Raw genomic sequence first — 15,160 nt, forward strand, 5'->3', positions numbered from 1 at the left:
ATGGGCCCGAGGCATGCCTCGGGCGGGTTGGGCAGGACGCCCAACCCCGGTCTTGCCGTGTGCGCAGGACAGCGCACACGAGCAAGCCGCGACCAAGCCTACATGGACGTATTTACGGCGTCCCCCTCAACCGGACCCACCCCGCCAACCCACGGAATGCATGCATTTGACGTTGACGTTGACGTTGACGTTGACGTGGCTTGAAGCAGGTGCAGGGCTGCAAGCCCTGCAAGAAAAACCCTCACCTCACGGGAAAATCGTAGGCCGTCCCTGCATCCGGCTCCGGCTGCAGTGTGTAGTGCCACCACTCCTGCGGGTAGTTGGCAAACCCGCGCCGCGCCATCGCCTGCAGCAACCGCTGCCGGTTTTCACGCTGCGCCGCTGTCAGCCCCGTCGCATCGGTATGCGCACGCACGCCGAAGAAATCGAAATCCGTGCCCATGTCCATCACCACGCACGTCCCCGCCCGGCAATCCAGCAGCCCCAGGTCCACCGTCGCGCCCCGGCTGTGGCCCGAGCGCTCGGCGATGTAGCCGTCGGCCAGCAGCCGCGGCTTGTCCAGGTCCGGGTACTGCAGGGCCTTGCGCGACTGCTCGTGGGGGTCCTGCACCCAGGCCATGAATGCCTGTACCGAGCGCACCGGGCGATAGCAGTCGTATAGGCGCAGCGCGTAGCCGTCGGCGCGCAGGTCACCTTCCACCGCAGCCAAAGCCTTCGCCACCGGGGCCAGCAGGTAGCACGACGAGGACTCGTAGCCCGGCACGCGGGCGCCGGTGAAGTTGTTGGCGCCGGCGTAGCGGATGTCCAGCTCGATGCGCGGGGCCAGCGTGCGGATCTCCAGCAGACCGGCGCTGGCCGCATCGGTGGCCGGCGAGATGCGCGGTGCCTCAGCGGCGTGCGTGCTGCCCGCCAGGGCAATCGCCAATACGAGTGAAATGCAGGTCCTGGAAGTCATAGCTGAAGTCGATGTCCGGATCGAGGGCGCGCAGCTGCAGCGTGGGCGGTGCACCGTCGTCGGCCTGCAGCCATGCCTGCGCGGATGCCTCCAGCGTATCCCAGTGCAACCGCCACCGGCGCCCTTGCTGCATCACGGTCGCAGCCAGTTTCGGCGAACGCAGCACCTCAAACCGTAGCGTGCCCGCGACCGGGCACAGCGTGGCCTCGCCCAGCCAGGGGTCGCGGTAGCGCCCCTGCTGCGCCTGCAGCGCGCCGGCACCGGCTGGCGCTATCGGATCGAGATACTCGTCAACGTGGCCGATCACATCGGTCCGGCTCCGCTCATCGGCCAACGCCTGCAGATAGTCCAGCGCCGTGTGGCCCTCGGCACGGGCGGTGAAGCGCTTCAGCGCCGACTGCATCAGCACCGTGCGTGCGTCCTCGCCCTCGCCGTTCATCAGCATCACCACGCCCACCCTGCGGTCCGGCAGCAGGGCCAGCGAGGAATACATGCCGGACAAGGTGCCGGTGTGCGCCACCTTCCACTGCCCGTCCATGTCCGAAACACGCCAGCCATAGCCGTAACCCATGAAGTGCGCGTTATCCCAGCGGCGCTGGCGCTCGCCCAGCGGCATCGGCATGTGCAGCGTCCACAGCGTGCGCCGCTGGTCGCTGCCCAGCCAACCGGGCACCAACGCGGGGTCCAGCAGTACCTGCATCCAGCGGGTCATGTCGCGCAGCGAACAGCGGATGCCGCCCGCAGCCATCGAGGTCAGATCGGGGCTGGTCGCACCATCGGCGTTGACCACCACGTTGCGGCCGCCACGCCAGGCATGTGGCTGGGCGACGTTGCCCACGCGCTTCACCGACCATGCGCCCACCTGGCAGCGGTCCATGCCGAGCGGTGCGAACACCTGCTCGCGCATCAGCTGGTCGTAAGGCTTGCCACCGGCAGCGGCGGCTACTTCACCGGCCACCACGTACATCAGGTTGTCGTAGGCATAACCGCTGCGGAAGCTGCTGACCGGTTTCAGGTGGGCCAGGCCGGCGATGATGTCCGCGCGGGTATAGGCGTTGGGCTCCGGCCACAGCATCAGGTCGCCTGCGCCCAGGCCAAGGCCACTGTTGTGGATGAGCAGGTCCCGCACCTGCATGTGCTCGCCCACCCACGGGTCGTGCATGGTGAAGCCGGGCAGGTGCCTGCGCACCGGGTCATCCCAGCGCAGCCTGCCCTGCTCCACCAGGCGCGCCAGCAGCGCGGCGGTCATCGCCTTGCTGTTGGACGCGATCTTGAACAGCGTGTCCTCGTCGATGCGGCCGCCATCCCCGCGCGCCCCTTCGGCGTGCTGGTAGACCACCCTTCCCTGCTCGACCACGGCCATGGCCAGCCCGGGCAGATGCACGTGCTCGACCACGGCCGCGACATCGGCATCGATGGCGGCGACGTCCGTCGATTCCGCCGCCACCGCAGGCATGGCGGCCAGCGCCAGGAACCCCGACGCTACCCGCGCGGCATGCCTCAGAAGTTCCACGTCACCACCAGCTGCGTGTAGCGCGGTGCCTGCCAGCGCGTGCCCGTGGCGAAAGTCGCTTCACGGTACTGGCCCGGCTGTGCTTCGTAGCGCTGGTGCACGTTGATGGTCTTCTGGTTGTTGGTCAGGTTGTACACCGACAGCCGCGCGCTCAGGTCGATGCCCTCCACCGGCAGGCGCCAGGTTACGTTGGCGCCCATCGTCCAGGTCCACGGCAGGCGACCGAACGCGCCGCGTGGGCTGTACACGAACTGGCGCTGGTCATACGGCCCGGAGCAGTTGGCCACGCACAGCCAGCCGGTGCCACCGCCACTGCCTTCGCTGGAGGTGCTGCCACCGGCGATGGTGTCGTTCGGCCACATCACGCCATAGGCGGTGATCGGGCCACCGGACTGCACCTGCAGCGTGGTGCCGAACGACCACTGCTGGTTCAGCGCATAGGCCGCACGCAGCTTGATCTGGTGGCGGAAGTCGTTGAACAGCACGCCGTAGCGTTCATTGGTGGCCGGATGATCCCAGTACTGCACCATGCCGGTGTCGCCGTAGTTGGTATCGGAGTTCACCGGGCCTTCGAAGTTGCCATCGCTGCGCGACCACAGGTAGGAGGCGTTGAACAGCCACTTCTCGTCCCAGGCGCGGTCGATCTGGAATTCCAGGCCCTTGTAGGTGCGCTTGGGCCTGGAATAGCCGATGACCTCGCCGCTGCCGCCCTTGCGGTAGCCGCTGTTGGCGGTGTCGATGGTGATCCAGCCTTCGGTGGCGCAGCCGATGCTCTGGTCGCCCCACAGGGTCAGGCTCTCGCCGGGGTTGCCGATCGGCCACAGCGTGCTCGGCGTCGGGCCGCACGGGGTGTAGTTGATGCGGATGTCATCCAGCGCGCGGGTCATGCGCCGATAGGTCGCGTTGACGCCCCACGACCAGGCGGCGTTGATCATGTTCTGGAAGCCGAGGATGTACTCGTCCTGGTAGACCGCCTTCAGGTCGCGGTCCACGCTCTGGCGCAGGTCGGCACCACCGGTGTTCATGCGGGTATCGGTCGGCCCGATCTGCGCGCCGATGATCGGCGCCATGTAGGCCGAACCGGTCGGCGAAGCCTTCTGCTCCCAGCCTTCCAGCACGTAGTAGCTGTATTCGTCGGTGAGGCCGCCGGCGAAGTTGACGTTGATGTTGTTGGTGACCGGCAGGTAGTAGCGGCCGGCGTTGCCGAACAGCTTGGTGCTGCCATCGCCGCGCATGTCCCACGAGAAGCCGACGCGCGGCGCGAACAGGTCGTCCATCTTGATGAACGCCTTGCCCTCGGCCGTGCGGTTTTCGAAGCGGTCCCAGCGGATGCCGAGGTTGAGCATCAGGTTCGGGGTGATGTTCCAGATGTCTTCCAGGTAGAAGGCATTGGCCTCGGTTTCGAACGTGCCGCCGGACTGGCGGTTGCGTGCGCGCAGCATCTCGGTGACGCCGGCCGGCACATAGGCGTTGGCGCCGTCCCACACTTCATCGCCGGGCCGCGCCAGGTAGGCGGTGTAGCTCAGCGCCGTCGGCCCCGGGTAACGGGTCGACTGGTCGGTGGTCATCAGCTCGCGGTCCAGGCCGAAGCGCAGCAGGTGGTCGCCCAGCTGCCATTCGAAATCCAGGCGGGCGACATCGCGGGTGTCATCGCGCTCGGCCACGGCGGTGCCGGTGGGATGGCAGCCGGCACGCAGCCCCTGCAGCTTGCCCAGGCGCGGGCCGTAGGTGCTGTCGGTGAACACCGGGCTGCAGGCCTGGTCCAGCGAGGAGTTGGTGAAGGCGCGCTGGTTGTTCTGGCCAACCATGGCGCGGGCGGTGAAGTTCTGCCCGAAGTGGCCGGTGTAGGTGGCCGACCAGTTGCGGCCGCCGGTCTCGGTGATCGAATCGCCGCCCCAGTCGCCGATGCGGTCGTCATCCCAGTCGTAGCCATACGACGCGTTGGTGACATCGCCCTCGTCGGAGAACGCCAGCAGCGCCAGGCTGTGGTTGTCGTTGATGTTCCAGTCCAGCTTGGTGCCCCAGAAGCCGTTGCCGGAGTTGTTCTTGAACCAGGTGCTGCCATCGGACGAGGTGTTGTGGCCGCGGTCGTCGCGGTCCTCGTACATGGCGAACAGGAACAGCGTGTCCTTGATGATCGGGCCCGAACCCCAGACGTTGGTCTTGAAGAACGAGTTGTTGTCACGGCTGCCGTAGGAGTGCGCGGTGCCGTCGCGGTGGAAGTGGTCACGCCCGCTGGCACGCCACGCGCTGGGCTCGGCGGTCACTTCCACGCCGCCCTCGAACTCGTTGCTGCCCGAGCGGGTGACCGCATTGATGACACCGCCGGTGGAGCGGCCGAACTCGACCGAATAGCCGCCGGTCTTGACCTGGAACTCGTTGAAGAAGGCGAACGGAGCGGTGCTGAAGCCGCGCCGGGTGTACATGTCGGTGACGTTGAGGCCGTTGATGAACACTGCGTTCTCGGCCACCGACGAACCGGCGAAGGACAGGCCGCCGAATGACGAATTACCTCCGACCACGCCCGGTGCCATCAGCGCGACGGCGGACAGATCCTGCGCCACCGGCAACCGCGAGATTTCCTGGCGGTTGATGTTGAACGAGGTCTCGGTGGAGTAAACGTCCACGCGGTTGATCACGCGCGTGCCGGTCACCTGCAGCGCATCCAGGTTGGTGACGCCGCCGGCGCTGGCCAGGTTGACCGTGGTGGTGCCACCCACGGCCACGCTGACAGCCACCTGGTCACCCAGCTTCTGTCCCTCGCGGCTGAGCTGCAGCTGGTAGTCGCCTACCGGCAGCTGGCCGAGACGGTAGCTGCCATCGGCACCGACAGTGACGGTGCGGGTCAGGCCGGTTCTGCTGCTGACCACGGTGACCTGGTCACCGGCGGTTGCGCGGCCGGCGACGGCGCCGCTCACGGTCTGGGCCATCACGGTGCCCGGCAGCATGATGCCCAGACACGCCCCAAGGGCGACGCACAACGCCGCCCGCTTGATGCTGTAAGCCTTCATCCCCTGCTCTCTCCTGCAAGAATTGAATGGTGTGGTGGTTGAGGTATCGCGCTAGCGTTGCCCGGCCGGCAGTACCCGCCACTGGAAGTCGTCGTCCCATTGGTCGAAGTACAGGTTGCCGCCCGCCCACTCGGCCTCGCCGCGCTGCGAGTCGACCGTTTCCGAGCGGTAATGCTGTTTGGCTGGCACGAACGGCTGGCCGAAATCATCGTTGAAGGCGATGCGGTAGCCATCGAGACCACCGAGATAGAAGTCGCGCAGTGCGGGCGTATCGCTGGCCAGCGCACCGGTGGTCACGTCCATCGGCAGCCAGCCATAGGGCGCCAGGTAGACCGCACCCCAGTCGTGCAGGTTGCTGTAGCCGCTGCCATCATCGGAGAACACCCTGCCCGACTGCCAACGCGCGGGTATGCCGTTCATGCGCAGCAGGGAAATCAACAACAGGGTCTGCTGCCCGCAGTCGGCATGCCCGGCATGCAGGGCGTAATCGCTGATGTTGCTGAGGGTGGAATACTCGCGGGCGCCCGCCCAGGGAATGCGATCGACTGCGGCGTACAGCCGGCGCACCACTTCATACGGGCGCGTTTCGCCTTGCAGCACCTGGTCGGAAAACAGCTTCAGTGCCGGGGTGAAGCGCACATGCGGCAGCTGCTCGGCGAGGAACGGCTGCAGCGCCGGGTCGGACGGCGTGGCTTGCACGCGTGCCGGATCCACCGCCGTATGCCGCGCGAAGATCGTGGCCTCGTAGCGGATCTCGAACCGGGTCGGCTGCCCGGCCACCGCCTTCGCTTCCAGATAGGCGGTGCGCTGCAGGGTGCTGTCCGGGGCCACGCGCGCCTTGCCCGGCGTGCTGCCCAGCCACTGCACCTGCTCCTGCTGCCCGGGAATCCCGCGCGGGTAGGGAATCCACACGCGGATGGTTTCCCCGGCGGGCACGGCGTCGGCCTTCACCGTCAGCGACTGGGTGAACGCAATGCGCTGTGGCAGTACCGACGTCCCGCCGCTCTGGCCAGCGGCTGCGAGCACGCGTGCGTGATGCGCATTGAGCACTTCATTCGGGCCCGGCGCCGGGAGCGGTGCATCGGCACGGCGGCGCGCGCGTGCCTCATCGCTGAGCCGGAACAGGTTGGACGGTGCGCGTTTGAAGTACCAGCGGGTACCGTCGATATCGAGGTGTTCGATCAGGCCGAGCTGATCCCAGCGCGCGAATTCGGCATCGGTCAGGTCGGCAATCCAGCGGCGCACGGCGGTTTTCGCGGTGGCCTCGTCCAGGCTGAAATCCATGCGGATGCGGCGCATCCGCTCGCGCTGGTAGGCCGCCGTGGCGGGTAGATCGCCGCGCGCCAGGAGATCTTCAGCGTCCGCGAAGTGGCCACTGTCGACCAGATCGATCAATCGCGTCTCGCCTGCACCCTGCCCCCGCACGTCCTGCGCCGCCGCCGACGACGCCCACAGCAGCAGCACGGCACACAGGCCGGCAGCAGCAGGCAGACGCAGTTTGCGAACGACGGGATCCACGGCGACACTTCCCCAGCGCGGGTGGTAACGGCTGTGTAACACGCGCCGGGTAACGGGTCAATAATTTATTCTTGCTTTCGCAGCCGAAAGGAATAAGTATTCCCTGAGGCATTGAGGAGGGTGTGAGCGCATGATCCTGGCTTCCCGCGAACAGCGCCGGCACTGGCCGCGCCGGTTGACCCTGGCCCTGTGCCTGCTGGCGGCGCCGGCCTTCGCACAGGCCGCATCGCAGCCCGATCCCGGCGCGCCGCTGCCCTATGTGATCGGCCTGCACGAGGCCTACCTGACCCCGCAGTACTGGGCCGCGCGGCTGGACAACGCCGATGCGCCGATCCTCGACCGCGCGCAGATCGACGCGCAGAACGCGCGCATGCGCAGCCAGGATGCGCACATCCAGGACATCGCCGCCCTGCCCGCGCAGCTGACCGCCGCGCAGGTGCGCACCCGCATCACCGCGTTGTCGAGCTGGCCGACGCGCCCTCTCTATGACGACCAGGGCCAGCCCATCGCCGCCGCGATGCGCGCGTCGATCGAGGCCAACCTCGGCCTGCAGGCGATCGCCGCACAGGCGGCGCCGCAGTACGGTCTGGTGGTGAAGCGCGCGGCACTGCGCACCTTCCCGACCCGCCAGCGCGTCTTCAGCAGCACCGGCGATACCGATATCGACCGCTTCCAGGAATCGGCGCTGTTCCCCGGTGACAAGGTCGCCGTGGTCCATCGCAGCGCCGACGGCCGCTGGCTGTTCGTGCACAGCGAACGCTACAGCGCGTGGATCGAAGCCGAGTCGGTGGCCACGGGTGACAGGGCCAGCGTGCTCGGTTACGGCGCGCAGGGCCCGTATCGCATCGTCACCGGCGCGGTGGCGCACACCGCGTTCACCCCGGAAGAGCCGCGCGTGTCGCGCCTGCAGCTGGACATGGGCGTGCGCCTGCCGGTGCTGGCCGACTGGCCCGCGGCCACGCCGGTCAACGGCCAGCAGGCGCATGCCGCGTGGGTAGTGCAGCTGCCGGTGCGCGAGGCCGATGGCCAGCTGAAGCTGGTGCCGGCGCTGCTGCCGCGCTCGCAGGACACCGCCGGCGAGTACTTGGCGCTGACCCCGCGCCTGCTGCTGCAGCAGGCCTTCAAGTTCCTCGGCGAACGCTACGGCTGGGGCCATGACTACGACACCCGCGACTGCAGCGGGTTTGTTTCCGAAATCTACCGCAGCTTCGGCGTGCTGCTGCCGCGCAATACCAGCGCGCAGGCGGTCAGCCCAGCGCTTGACCGCCTGCCGTTCACCGAGAAGACTGGCAAGGCCGCGCGCGACCGCGCCGTGACCGACCTGCAGGTGGGCGATCTGGTCTACATCCCCGGCCACGTGATGATGGCCATCGGCCACGTCGACGGCCGCACCTGGGTCATCCACGATACGGCGGGCGGCAGCTGGCACGGTGCCGACGGCACGCGCGTGCAGGCTCACCTCAATGGTGTCTCGGTCACCCCGCTGGAGCCGATGATGGCCAGCGACACCGTCCGCTACATCGACCGCATCACCAACATCCAGCGCCTGCGGGCCAAGACTGCCGAATGAAGATCACCGCCATCGAACTGGGCATGCTGCGCGTGCCGCTGAAGACCCCCTTCAAGACCGCCCTGCGCACGGTGGAAACCGTGGAAGACGTGGTGGTGCTGATCCGTACCGACACCGGCAATACCGGTTACGGCGAAGCACCGGCCACCGCGGTCATCACCGGCGATACCCACGGCTCGATCATCGAAGCGATCCGCCATTTCATCGCCCCGCGCCTGGTCGGCCAGGACGTGGTCAACCTCAACCACTTGTGCACGCTGGTGCAGACCGCCATGGAGCGCAACACCAGCGCCAAGGCGGCGGTGGAAATCGCCCTGTACGACCTGTGGGCGCAGCTGCACGGCGCACCGCTGTACCAGATGCTGGGCGGTGGCGATCCAGTCATCACCACCGACATCACCATAAGCGTGGACTACATCGACAAGATGGTGGCCGATTCGCTGTCGGCCATCGAGCGCGGTTTCGAGTCGCTGAAGATCAAGGTAGGCAAGGACATCGGCCTGGACATCGAGCGGGTCAAGGCGATCCATGCCGCCGTGCAGGGCCGCGCCCTGCTGCGCCTGGATGCCAACCAGGGCTGGACCGCCAAGCAGGCCGTGCACGCCATGCGCGCGCTGGAGGACGCCGGCGTGGTGCTGGAGCTGCTGGAACAGCCGGTGAAGGCCGCCGACATCACCGGCCTGAAGTACGTCACTGACCGCGTCAACACACCGGTGATGGCCGACGAAAGCGTGTTCAGCCCGAGCCAGGTGATGGACCTGATCCAGCAGCGCGCGGCCGACATCATCAACATCAAACTGATGAAGACCGGCGGCCTGTCCAACGCGATCCGCATCGCCGACATCGCCGGCATCTACGGCGTACCGTGCATGATCGGCTGCATGATCGAATCGAGCATCAGCGTGGCCGCCGCCGTGCACCTGGCCGTGGCCAAGAGCGATGTGATCACCAAGGTCGACCTGGACGGCCCCTCGCTGGGCCAGTTCGATCCGGTCAGCGGCGGCGTGCATTTCAACGAATCGGAGATCAGCATCAGCAACGTACCGGGGCTGGGCATCACCGAAGTGCGCGGCCTGGAGATGCTGGGTTGACCCGCGCAGTCGAGCATGGCTCGACTCTACAAGGGCCGCACCGCAGTAGATCCACGCCATGCGTGGATGCCGTTGCCCACGCCACAGAACGCCTCCCGCCCCCCGGACACCCCGCATGCCGCCCCTGCTGAAAATCCGAACCGAGCGCGGGCAGATGTCGGCCATCGAACGCCGCATCGCCGATTTCATCCTCGACAACGCCCACCTGCTGCGCGACTACTCCTCGCAGCAGCTGGCCAGCGCGCTGGGCATCAGCCAGTCCAGCGTGGTCAAGTTCAGCCAGAAGCTGGGCTTCAAGGGCTACCCGGACCTGAAGTACTCCATCGGCCAGGACGTGGCCCGCGCCGGTGCCGATCCGCAGCAGGCGCCGGACGAACCGGACAAAGCGGATCACTACCTGCGCCTGGGCGATGCCCTGCGCCGCAGCAAGGCCCAGGCCGAGGAAGAAACCCGCCAGGCCAACCCGCGCGAGGAGATCGAACGCATCGTGCAGCTGCTGGACGGCGCGCCCAAGCTGTTCGTGTACGGGCTGGGCGATGACGGCCTGTTCGCGCGCGAATTCGCCATGCGCCTGTCCCTGCTCGGCCTGCTGGTGGTGCCGCACACCGATCCGGTGCTGCTGCTGGCCAACCTGTCGGCGGCACGCCCGCGTGATGCGCTGCTGGTGTTTTCCGAATACGGCAACCTGCCGCAGCTCTCGCAGCTGTCGCGGCAGTTCCAGAACATGGGCGGCAAGGTGGTGTCGATCACCCGCCACACCGCCAACCCGCTGCGCGCGCACGCCGATGCCTCGCTGGGCGTATGCGCCTACGACCGCACGCCGCAGGTGGCGCAGCTGCTGTACCGTAGCGCCATGCATGCCCTGCTCGACTTCCTGTTCGTGCTGCTCTGCCACGCCAATCCAGATCGCCAGCGGCAACTTGCGGTGAACCTGGAACGGATCGACCACCTGCTGGATTCCTGACCGGAGCGCCTGCTGATGAAGCCGCTGTCCCGCCTTGTCACCGCCGCGCTGCTGCTGGCCGCGTCGCTGTCCCTCCACGCGGCGCCGCTGGATGGCGCGCGGCAATTGATCGTGGTCACCAGCGAGGGCTGGGACAGTACCCAGGGTCAGCTACAGGCCTTCGTGCGCGACGGCAAGGGCTGGCGCGCGCAGGGCACGGCCTTCCCGGTGTCGCTGGGCCGCAGCGGCAGTGCCTGGGGCCTGGGCCTGCACCCGGCACAGGGCGACGGCCCGCAGAAGCAGGAAGGCGATGGCCGCAGCCCGGCCGGCGTGTTCGCGCTGGGCAGTGCGTTCGGGTATGCCGGCACGCGCCCCGGTACCGCGATGGCCTACCAGCCGATGCTCGACAGCAGCTATTGCATGGATGTGCCGGCCTCGCCGTTCTACAACCGCATCGTCGATGCGGCCAAGGTCGGCCGCGCCGCCGTGGAAGGCTCCACCGAACCGATGCGGCTGGACCTGCACGGCAAGGGCGATGTGCGCTACCAGGAAGGCTTCGTGATCGCGCACAACCCGCAGAACCAGCCCGGCAAGGGCAGCTGCATCTTCGCCCACCTGTGGCGCCAGCCCGGTGAGGCCACCGCCGGCTGCACGGCCATGCCGCAGGCGCGCATGCAGGCGCTGCTGGATTGGCTGCGGCCGCAGGACACGCCGCGCTTCGTACTGCTGCCGCGCGCCGAGTACGCACGCCTGCAGGCGCAGTGGCAGCTGCCCGCACTGACCGGAGCACGCCCTTGAGCGCCCAGGACGAACCGCAGCTGCAACGCGCGGTCAGCCGCTGGCAGATCGTCGGCCTGTCGATCAACGATGTGGTCGGGAGCGGCATCTACCTGCTGCCCGCCGCCACCGTCGCCCTGCTCGGTCCTTTCAGCCTGTGGGGCGTGGTCGCCGCCGGCATCGTCGTCGCGTTGCTGGTGCTGTGCTACGCGCAGGCCGCCAGCTACTTCGATGAACCCGGCGGCAGCTACCTGTATGCGCGCGAGGCGTTCGGACGCTTCGCCGGCTTCGAGATCGGCTGGATGATCTGGCTGACCCGCATCAGCTCGGCCGCCGCGCTCAGCAATGCGCTGGCCGATGCGGTCGCGCGCTTCTGGCCGTGGGCCGGCGCCGGCATGGGCCGCGTCGCGGTGATCGTGGTGTCGCTGGGCTTCCTCACCGGGGTCAACATCATCGGCGTGCGCTCCGCGGCGCGTACCGGCATCGTGCTGGTCATCGGCAAGATGCTGCCGCTGCTGCTGTTCGTGGCCATCGGCGCGTTCTACATCGACCCGCAGCTGGCGTTCTCCGGCCAGCGCCCGGACCCGCATGACCTGCAGCGCATGGGCGAGGCCGCGCTGCTGCTGCTGTACGCCTATGCCGGTTTCGAAAACATCCCGGCCGCCGCAGGTGAATACCGCAACCCGCGCCGCGACATCCCGTTCGCGCTGATCACCATGATCGTCACCGTCACCGTCATCTACGGTGCGGTGCAGCTGGTGGCGCAGGGCACGCTGGCCGGCCTGGCCAGTTCAGCTACGCCGCTGGCCGATGCCGCGGCCGGTTTCGGTGGCGAAGCGCTGGCGCTGATCCTCACCGTCGGTGCGACCATCTCCATCCTCGGCACCAACAGCAACACGATGATGATGGGCCCGCGCTTCCTGTTCGCCCTCGCCCGCGATGGCTACGGCCCGAAGGTGCTGGCGCAGGTGCATCCGCGATTCCGCACGCCGGCCGCGGCGATCCTCTGCCAGGGGCTGATCGCGCTGGGCCTGGCCCTGTCCGGCTCGTTCGTGCAGCTGGCCCTGCTGTCGATGACCACGCGCCTGTTTGCCTACATCGGCACGGCCGCGGCGGTCCTGGTTCTGGCCAAGCGCTACGCAGACCGGCCGGGCGCGCTGAAGCTGCCCGGTGGCCCGCTCATTCCGGTGCTGGCGCTGGTGCTGTGCGTGGCGCTGTTCGCCAGTGCCAGCTGGCAGAACATCGCCGCCGCGCTGGTCGCCTTCGCCATCGGCGCGGTGATCTACAAGCTGCCGCGCAAGGCCGACGCGACCTGATCTTCACGCAACCGGCCCGGGCGGTTAACCGGCACATGTGCACGATCAAGCCTCGTCCCCACACGGAGCCTGACCGATGCCCGACTACCAGATTCCCGGCCGCGTGCCGGATGACAGCACCCCGCGCGATACCTTCACCGACTACTGGCGCGATCGCTATACCGCTGAGCCCTACTACGACGACACCCTGCTCTTTGACGATTACGAGCCCGCCTACCGCATCGGCCATGCCGCGCGTGCGCAGGAAACGCGGGCTGACCAGATCATCCGCGCCTACGAGCAGGTCGAGGCCGAGCTGCAGGGCCGCTGGGCCAGTGAACGCGGTACGAGCCGCCTGGAATGGGAGCAGGCCCGCGCGGCAGTGCGTCGTGGCTGGGATGACGCCCACATGGCCGATCCCCGTCTCGTACGCGGTAGCTGATTGCTGCTGCGGTTGATCGTGTAGAGCCGGGCCATGCTCGGCTCTTTTCGTATCCGGCACGCAAGGCCACCGCCTGTAGCACCCGCCCAGCGCTCGGCTGCCGCTGCGCGACAGGACCTTTGGACCACGCGTCTCTTCACTTCAGTGGGGTACAACGGGGCTTGGCCATCCGCATCCCCACCTGGAGATACCCATGACCCGTTCTTTGAAACGTGCGCCCCTGCTGCTCGCCATGGGCCTGCTGCCCATCCTTGCCACCACCGCCTGCAGCGCGGCCGGCCCCGATACGACAGCGGCCGCCCAGACCGCCCCGGCAGCAACCAGCGCCGACCAGCGCCCGTTCACCGCCACCGAGGTCAGCCGTTTCGACCAGCCGTGGGCAACGACCTTCCTGCCCGATGGCAGCCTGCTGGTCACCGAAAAGCGCGGCAAGCTGCAGCACCTGGACCTGGCCAGCGGCCAGAAGCACGAGATCACCGGCGTGCCGAAGGTGGCCTACGGCGGCCAGGGCGGCTTCGGCGATGTCATCCTGCATCCTGATTTCGCCCGCAACAACGTGGTCTACGTCAGCTACGCCGAGGAAGGCACGCTCGACACCCGCGGTGCGGCCGTGGCGCGCGCCACCCTGGCACTGAATGCCGATGGCAGCGGCGCGCTGAAGGATCTGAAGGTGATCTGGCGGCAGACCCCCAAGGTCAGCGGCCAGGGCCACTACGGCCACCGCCTCGCCTTCGGCCCGGACGGCAAGCTGTGGATCAGCTCCAGCGAACGCCAGAAGTTCGATCCGGCCCAGGACATGAGCGGCAACCTCGGCAAGATCATCCGCCTCAACGACGATGGCAGCGTGCCGGCGGACAATCCGTTCGCCTCGCAGGGCGGCGTCGCTGCCCAGGTCTGGTCACTGGGCCATCGCAACGTACTGGGCATCGCCTTCGACGCCAACGGCAAGCTGTGGGCCCAGGAAATGGGCCCGGCCGGCGGCGACGAACTGAACCTGATCCAGCGTGGTGCCAACTATGGCTACCCGATCGTTTCCAACGGCGACCATTACGACGGTCGCCCGATTCCCGACCACGACACCCGTCCGGAATTCGCCGCACCGAAGGTCACCTGGAACCCGGTGATCTCGCCGGCCGGCCTGATGTTCTACAGCGGCAGCCTCTTCCCGCAGTGGAAGGGCAGCGCCTTCATCGGCGGCCTGTCCTCCACCTCGCTGGTGCGGGTGGCCTTCGATGGCGAGAACGCGCGCGAAGCAGAGCGCTTCAACATGGGCGAGCGCATCCGCGAAGTGGAACAGGGCCCCGATGGCGCACTGTGGCTGCTGGAAGACGGCAGCAAGGCACGCCTGCTGAAGCTGACCCCGAAAGCCTGACCCCGGTAGTGCCGGCCGCTGGCCGGCATCGCCCCTACCCAACGGCCCCGCATCACGCGGGGCCGTCTGCATTTACTGGATGGTGCCGACCTTCACCTCGGTACGGGCGCAGGCCTTGTCCAGGCACTCGCCGGTCAACCACACCTGGCCATCGCCGATCATTACGCCCTGCTGGTTGACGAAGACCTTGCCGAACTCCTGCTCGGACATCGCCTTGACCACTGCCGGGGTGATGATCTTTTCGTAGTTGCGCTGGAACTCGCCCGGACCGGTGATCTTCTTGCCACCGGCGATGTTCAGCGGGAAGCGCACTTCCTCCACCACCGCGGCGCGGTCACCGCCGACCACGGCGGTCTTGAATGCATTGAAGACCTTTTCGTACTGCGCCGAATCACCCAGCACGGCGTCGATGCGCGCATGCACGTCGCCTTCTGCAGCGGGTTCGACAGTGCCAGAAACGTCATTTGGCGCCGCTGGTGCAGCGGTTGCGGTCGCGTCGGCGGCCTGCGGTGCGGCAGCGGCATCGGGCGTGGTGCTGGCGGCAGCTTCGGCCGGCGTGGAACCGGTCATCGGCGGCGGCGCGTCGGCAGAAGGCTCGGCCGGCGGCGCCGGCTGCGAACAGGCGGCCAGCAGCAGGGCCGGAATCAGGAAAGCAATCTTGCGCATGGCGCGG

Annotated in this window: 12 protein-coding genes; 7 read left to right on the plus strand and 5 right to left on the minus strand. The window is 67.7% G+C overall.

All coding sequences use genetic code 11. The features are described from left to right. Nucleotides 1–241: 241 nt before the first annotated feature. The 4 genes from DCO49_RS16285 to DCO49_RS16300 are packed head-to-tail and all read right to left on the minus strand — an operon-like array spanning nt 242 to nt 6,997. Nucleotides 242–955, minus strand: coding sequence for a M15 family metallopeptidase (locus DCO49_RS16285; RefSeq protein ID WP_116864900.1), 714 nt, complete (start codon nt 953–955; stop codon nt 242–244). Further along, nucleotides 888–2,411 carry a serine hydrolase domain-containing protein gene (locus tag DCO49_RS16290; RefSeq protein ID WP_116864901.1) on the minus strand — a complete coding sequence of 508 codons (1,524 nt, stop codon included), beginning with the start codon at nt 2,409–2,411 and terminating at the stop codon, nt 888–890. The genes DCO49_RS16285 and DCO49_RS16290 overlap by 68 nt, the downstream gene beginning before the upstream one ends. 44 nt (nt 2,412–2,455) lie before the next feature. Further along, nucleotides 2,456–5,479 carry a TonB-dependent receptor gene (locus DCO49_RS16295; RefSeq protein ID WP_116864902.1) on the minus strand — a complete coding sequence of 1,008 codons (3,024 nt, stop codon included), beginning with the start codon at nt 5,477–5,479 and terminating at the stop codon, nt 2,456–2,458. 51 nt (nt 5,480–5,530) lie between these two features. Continuing rightward, nucleotides 5,531–6,997 (minus strand): transglutaminase domain-containing protein, encoded by a 1,467-nt coding sequence (locus tag DCO49_RS16300; RefSeq protein WP_116864903.1) that lies wholly within the window; start codon nt 6,995–6,997, stop codon nt 5,531–5,533. A gap of 130 nt (nt 6,998–7,127) precedes the next feature. On the opposite strand from DCO49_RS16300, the gene DCO49_RS16305 reads away from it, so the two are divergent. The 7 genes from DCO49_RS16305 to DCO49_RS16335 all read left to right on the plus strand — a co-directional run bounded on the left by DCO49_RS16305 (nt 7,128) and on the right by DCO49_RS16335 (nt 14,487). Continuing rightward, nucleotides 7,128–8,567: an SH3 domain-containing protein gene (locus DCO49_RS16305; RefSeq protein ID WP_116864904.1), complete on the plus strand. Its 1,440-nt coding sequence runs from the start codon at nt 7,128–7,130 to the stop codon at nt 8,565–8,567. After that, nucleotides 8,564–9,658 (plus strand): dipeptide epimerase, encoded by a 1,095-nt coding sequence (locus tag DCO49_RS16310; protein WP_116864905.1) that lies wholly within the window; start codon nt 8,564–8,566, stop codon nt 9,656–9,658. The genes DCO49_RS16305 and DCO49_RS16310 overlap by 4 nt, the downstream gene beginning before the upstream one ends. A 115-nt stretch (nt 9,659–9,773) precedes the next feature. Further along, nucleotides 9,774–10,622 (plus strand): MurR/RpiR family transcriptional regulator, encoded by an 849-nt coding sequence (locus DCO49_RS16315; protein ID WP_116864906.1) that lies wholly within the window; start codon nt 9,774–9,776, stop codon nt 10,620–10,622. Nucleotides 10,623–10,637: 15 nt separating this feature from the next. Next, complete coding sequence (locus DCO49_RS16320) at nt 10,638–11,399, plus strand: L,D-transpeptidase family protein (protein ID WP_116864907.1); 762 nt, start codon at nt 10,638–10,640, stop codon at nt 11,397–11,399. Then, entirely contained in the window at nt 11,396–12,694 is a 1,299-nt protein-coding gene (locus DCO49_RS16325; protein ID WP_116864908.1) for an amino acid permease, read from the plus strand. Before DCO49_RS16320 ends, DCO49_RS16325 begins: the two co-directional genes overlap by 4 nt. Before the next feature lie 76 nt (nt 12,695–12,770). Next, on the plus strand, nt 12,771–13,115 hold the full coding sequence (locus tag DCO49_RS16330) for a hypothetical protein (protein ID WP_116864909.1): 345 nt from the start codon (nt 12,771–12,773) through the stop codon (nt 13,113–13,115). A gap of 205 nt (nt 13,116–13,320) precedes the next feature. After that, a complete protein-coding gene (locus DCO49_RS16335) occupies nt 13,321–14,487 on the plus strand; it encodes a PQQ-dependent sugar dehydrogenase (RefSeq protein WP_207776499.1) in 1,167 nt (388 codons plus the stop codon). Between the two features lie 72 nt (nt 14,488–14,559). Here DCO49_RS16335 and DCO49_RS16340 read toward each other — a convergent pair whose 3' ends face one another. Further along, complete coding sequence (locus DCO49_RS16340) at nt 14,560–15,153, minus strand: hypothetical protein (RefSeq protein ID WP_116864911.1); 594 nt, start codon at nt 15,151–15,153, stop codon at nt 14,560–14,562. Nucleotides 15,154–15,160: the final 7 nt, after the last annotated feature.

The sequence above is a fragment of the Stenotrophomonas sp. SPM genome, assembly GCF_003105135.1.
In the GTDB taxonomy this organism is placed as follows: domain Bacteria; phylum Pseudomonadota; class Gammaproteobacteria; order Xanthomonadales; family Xanthomonadaceae; genus Stenotrophomonas.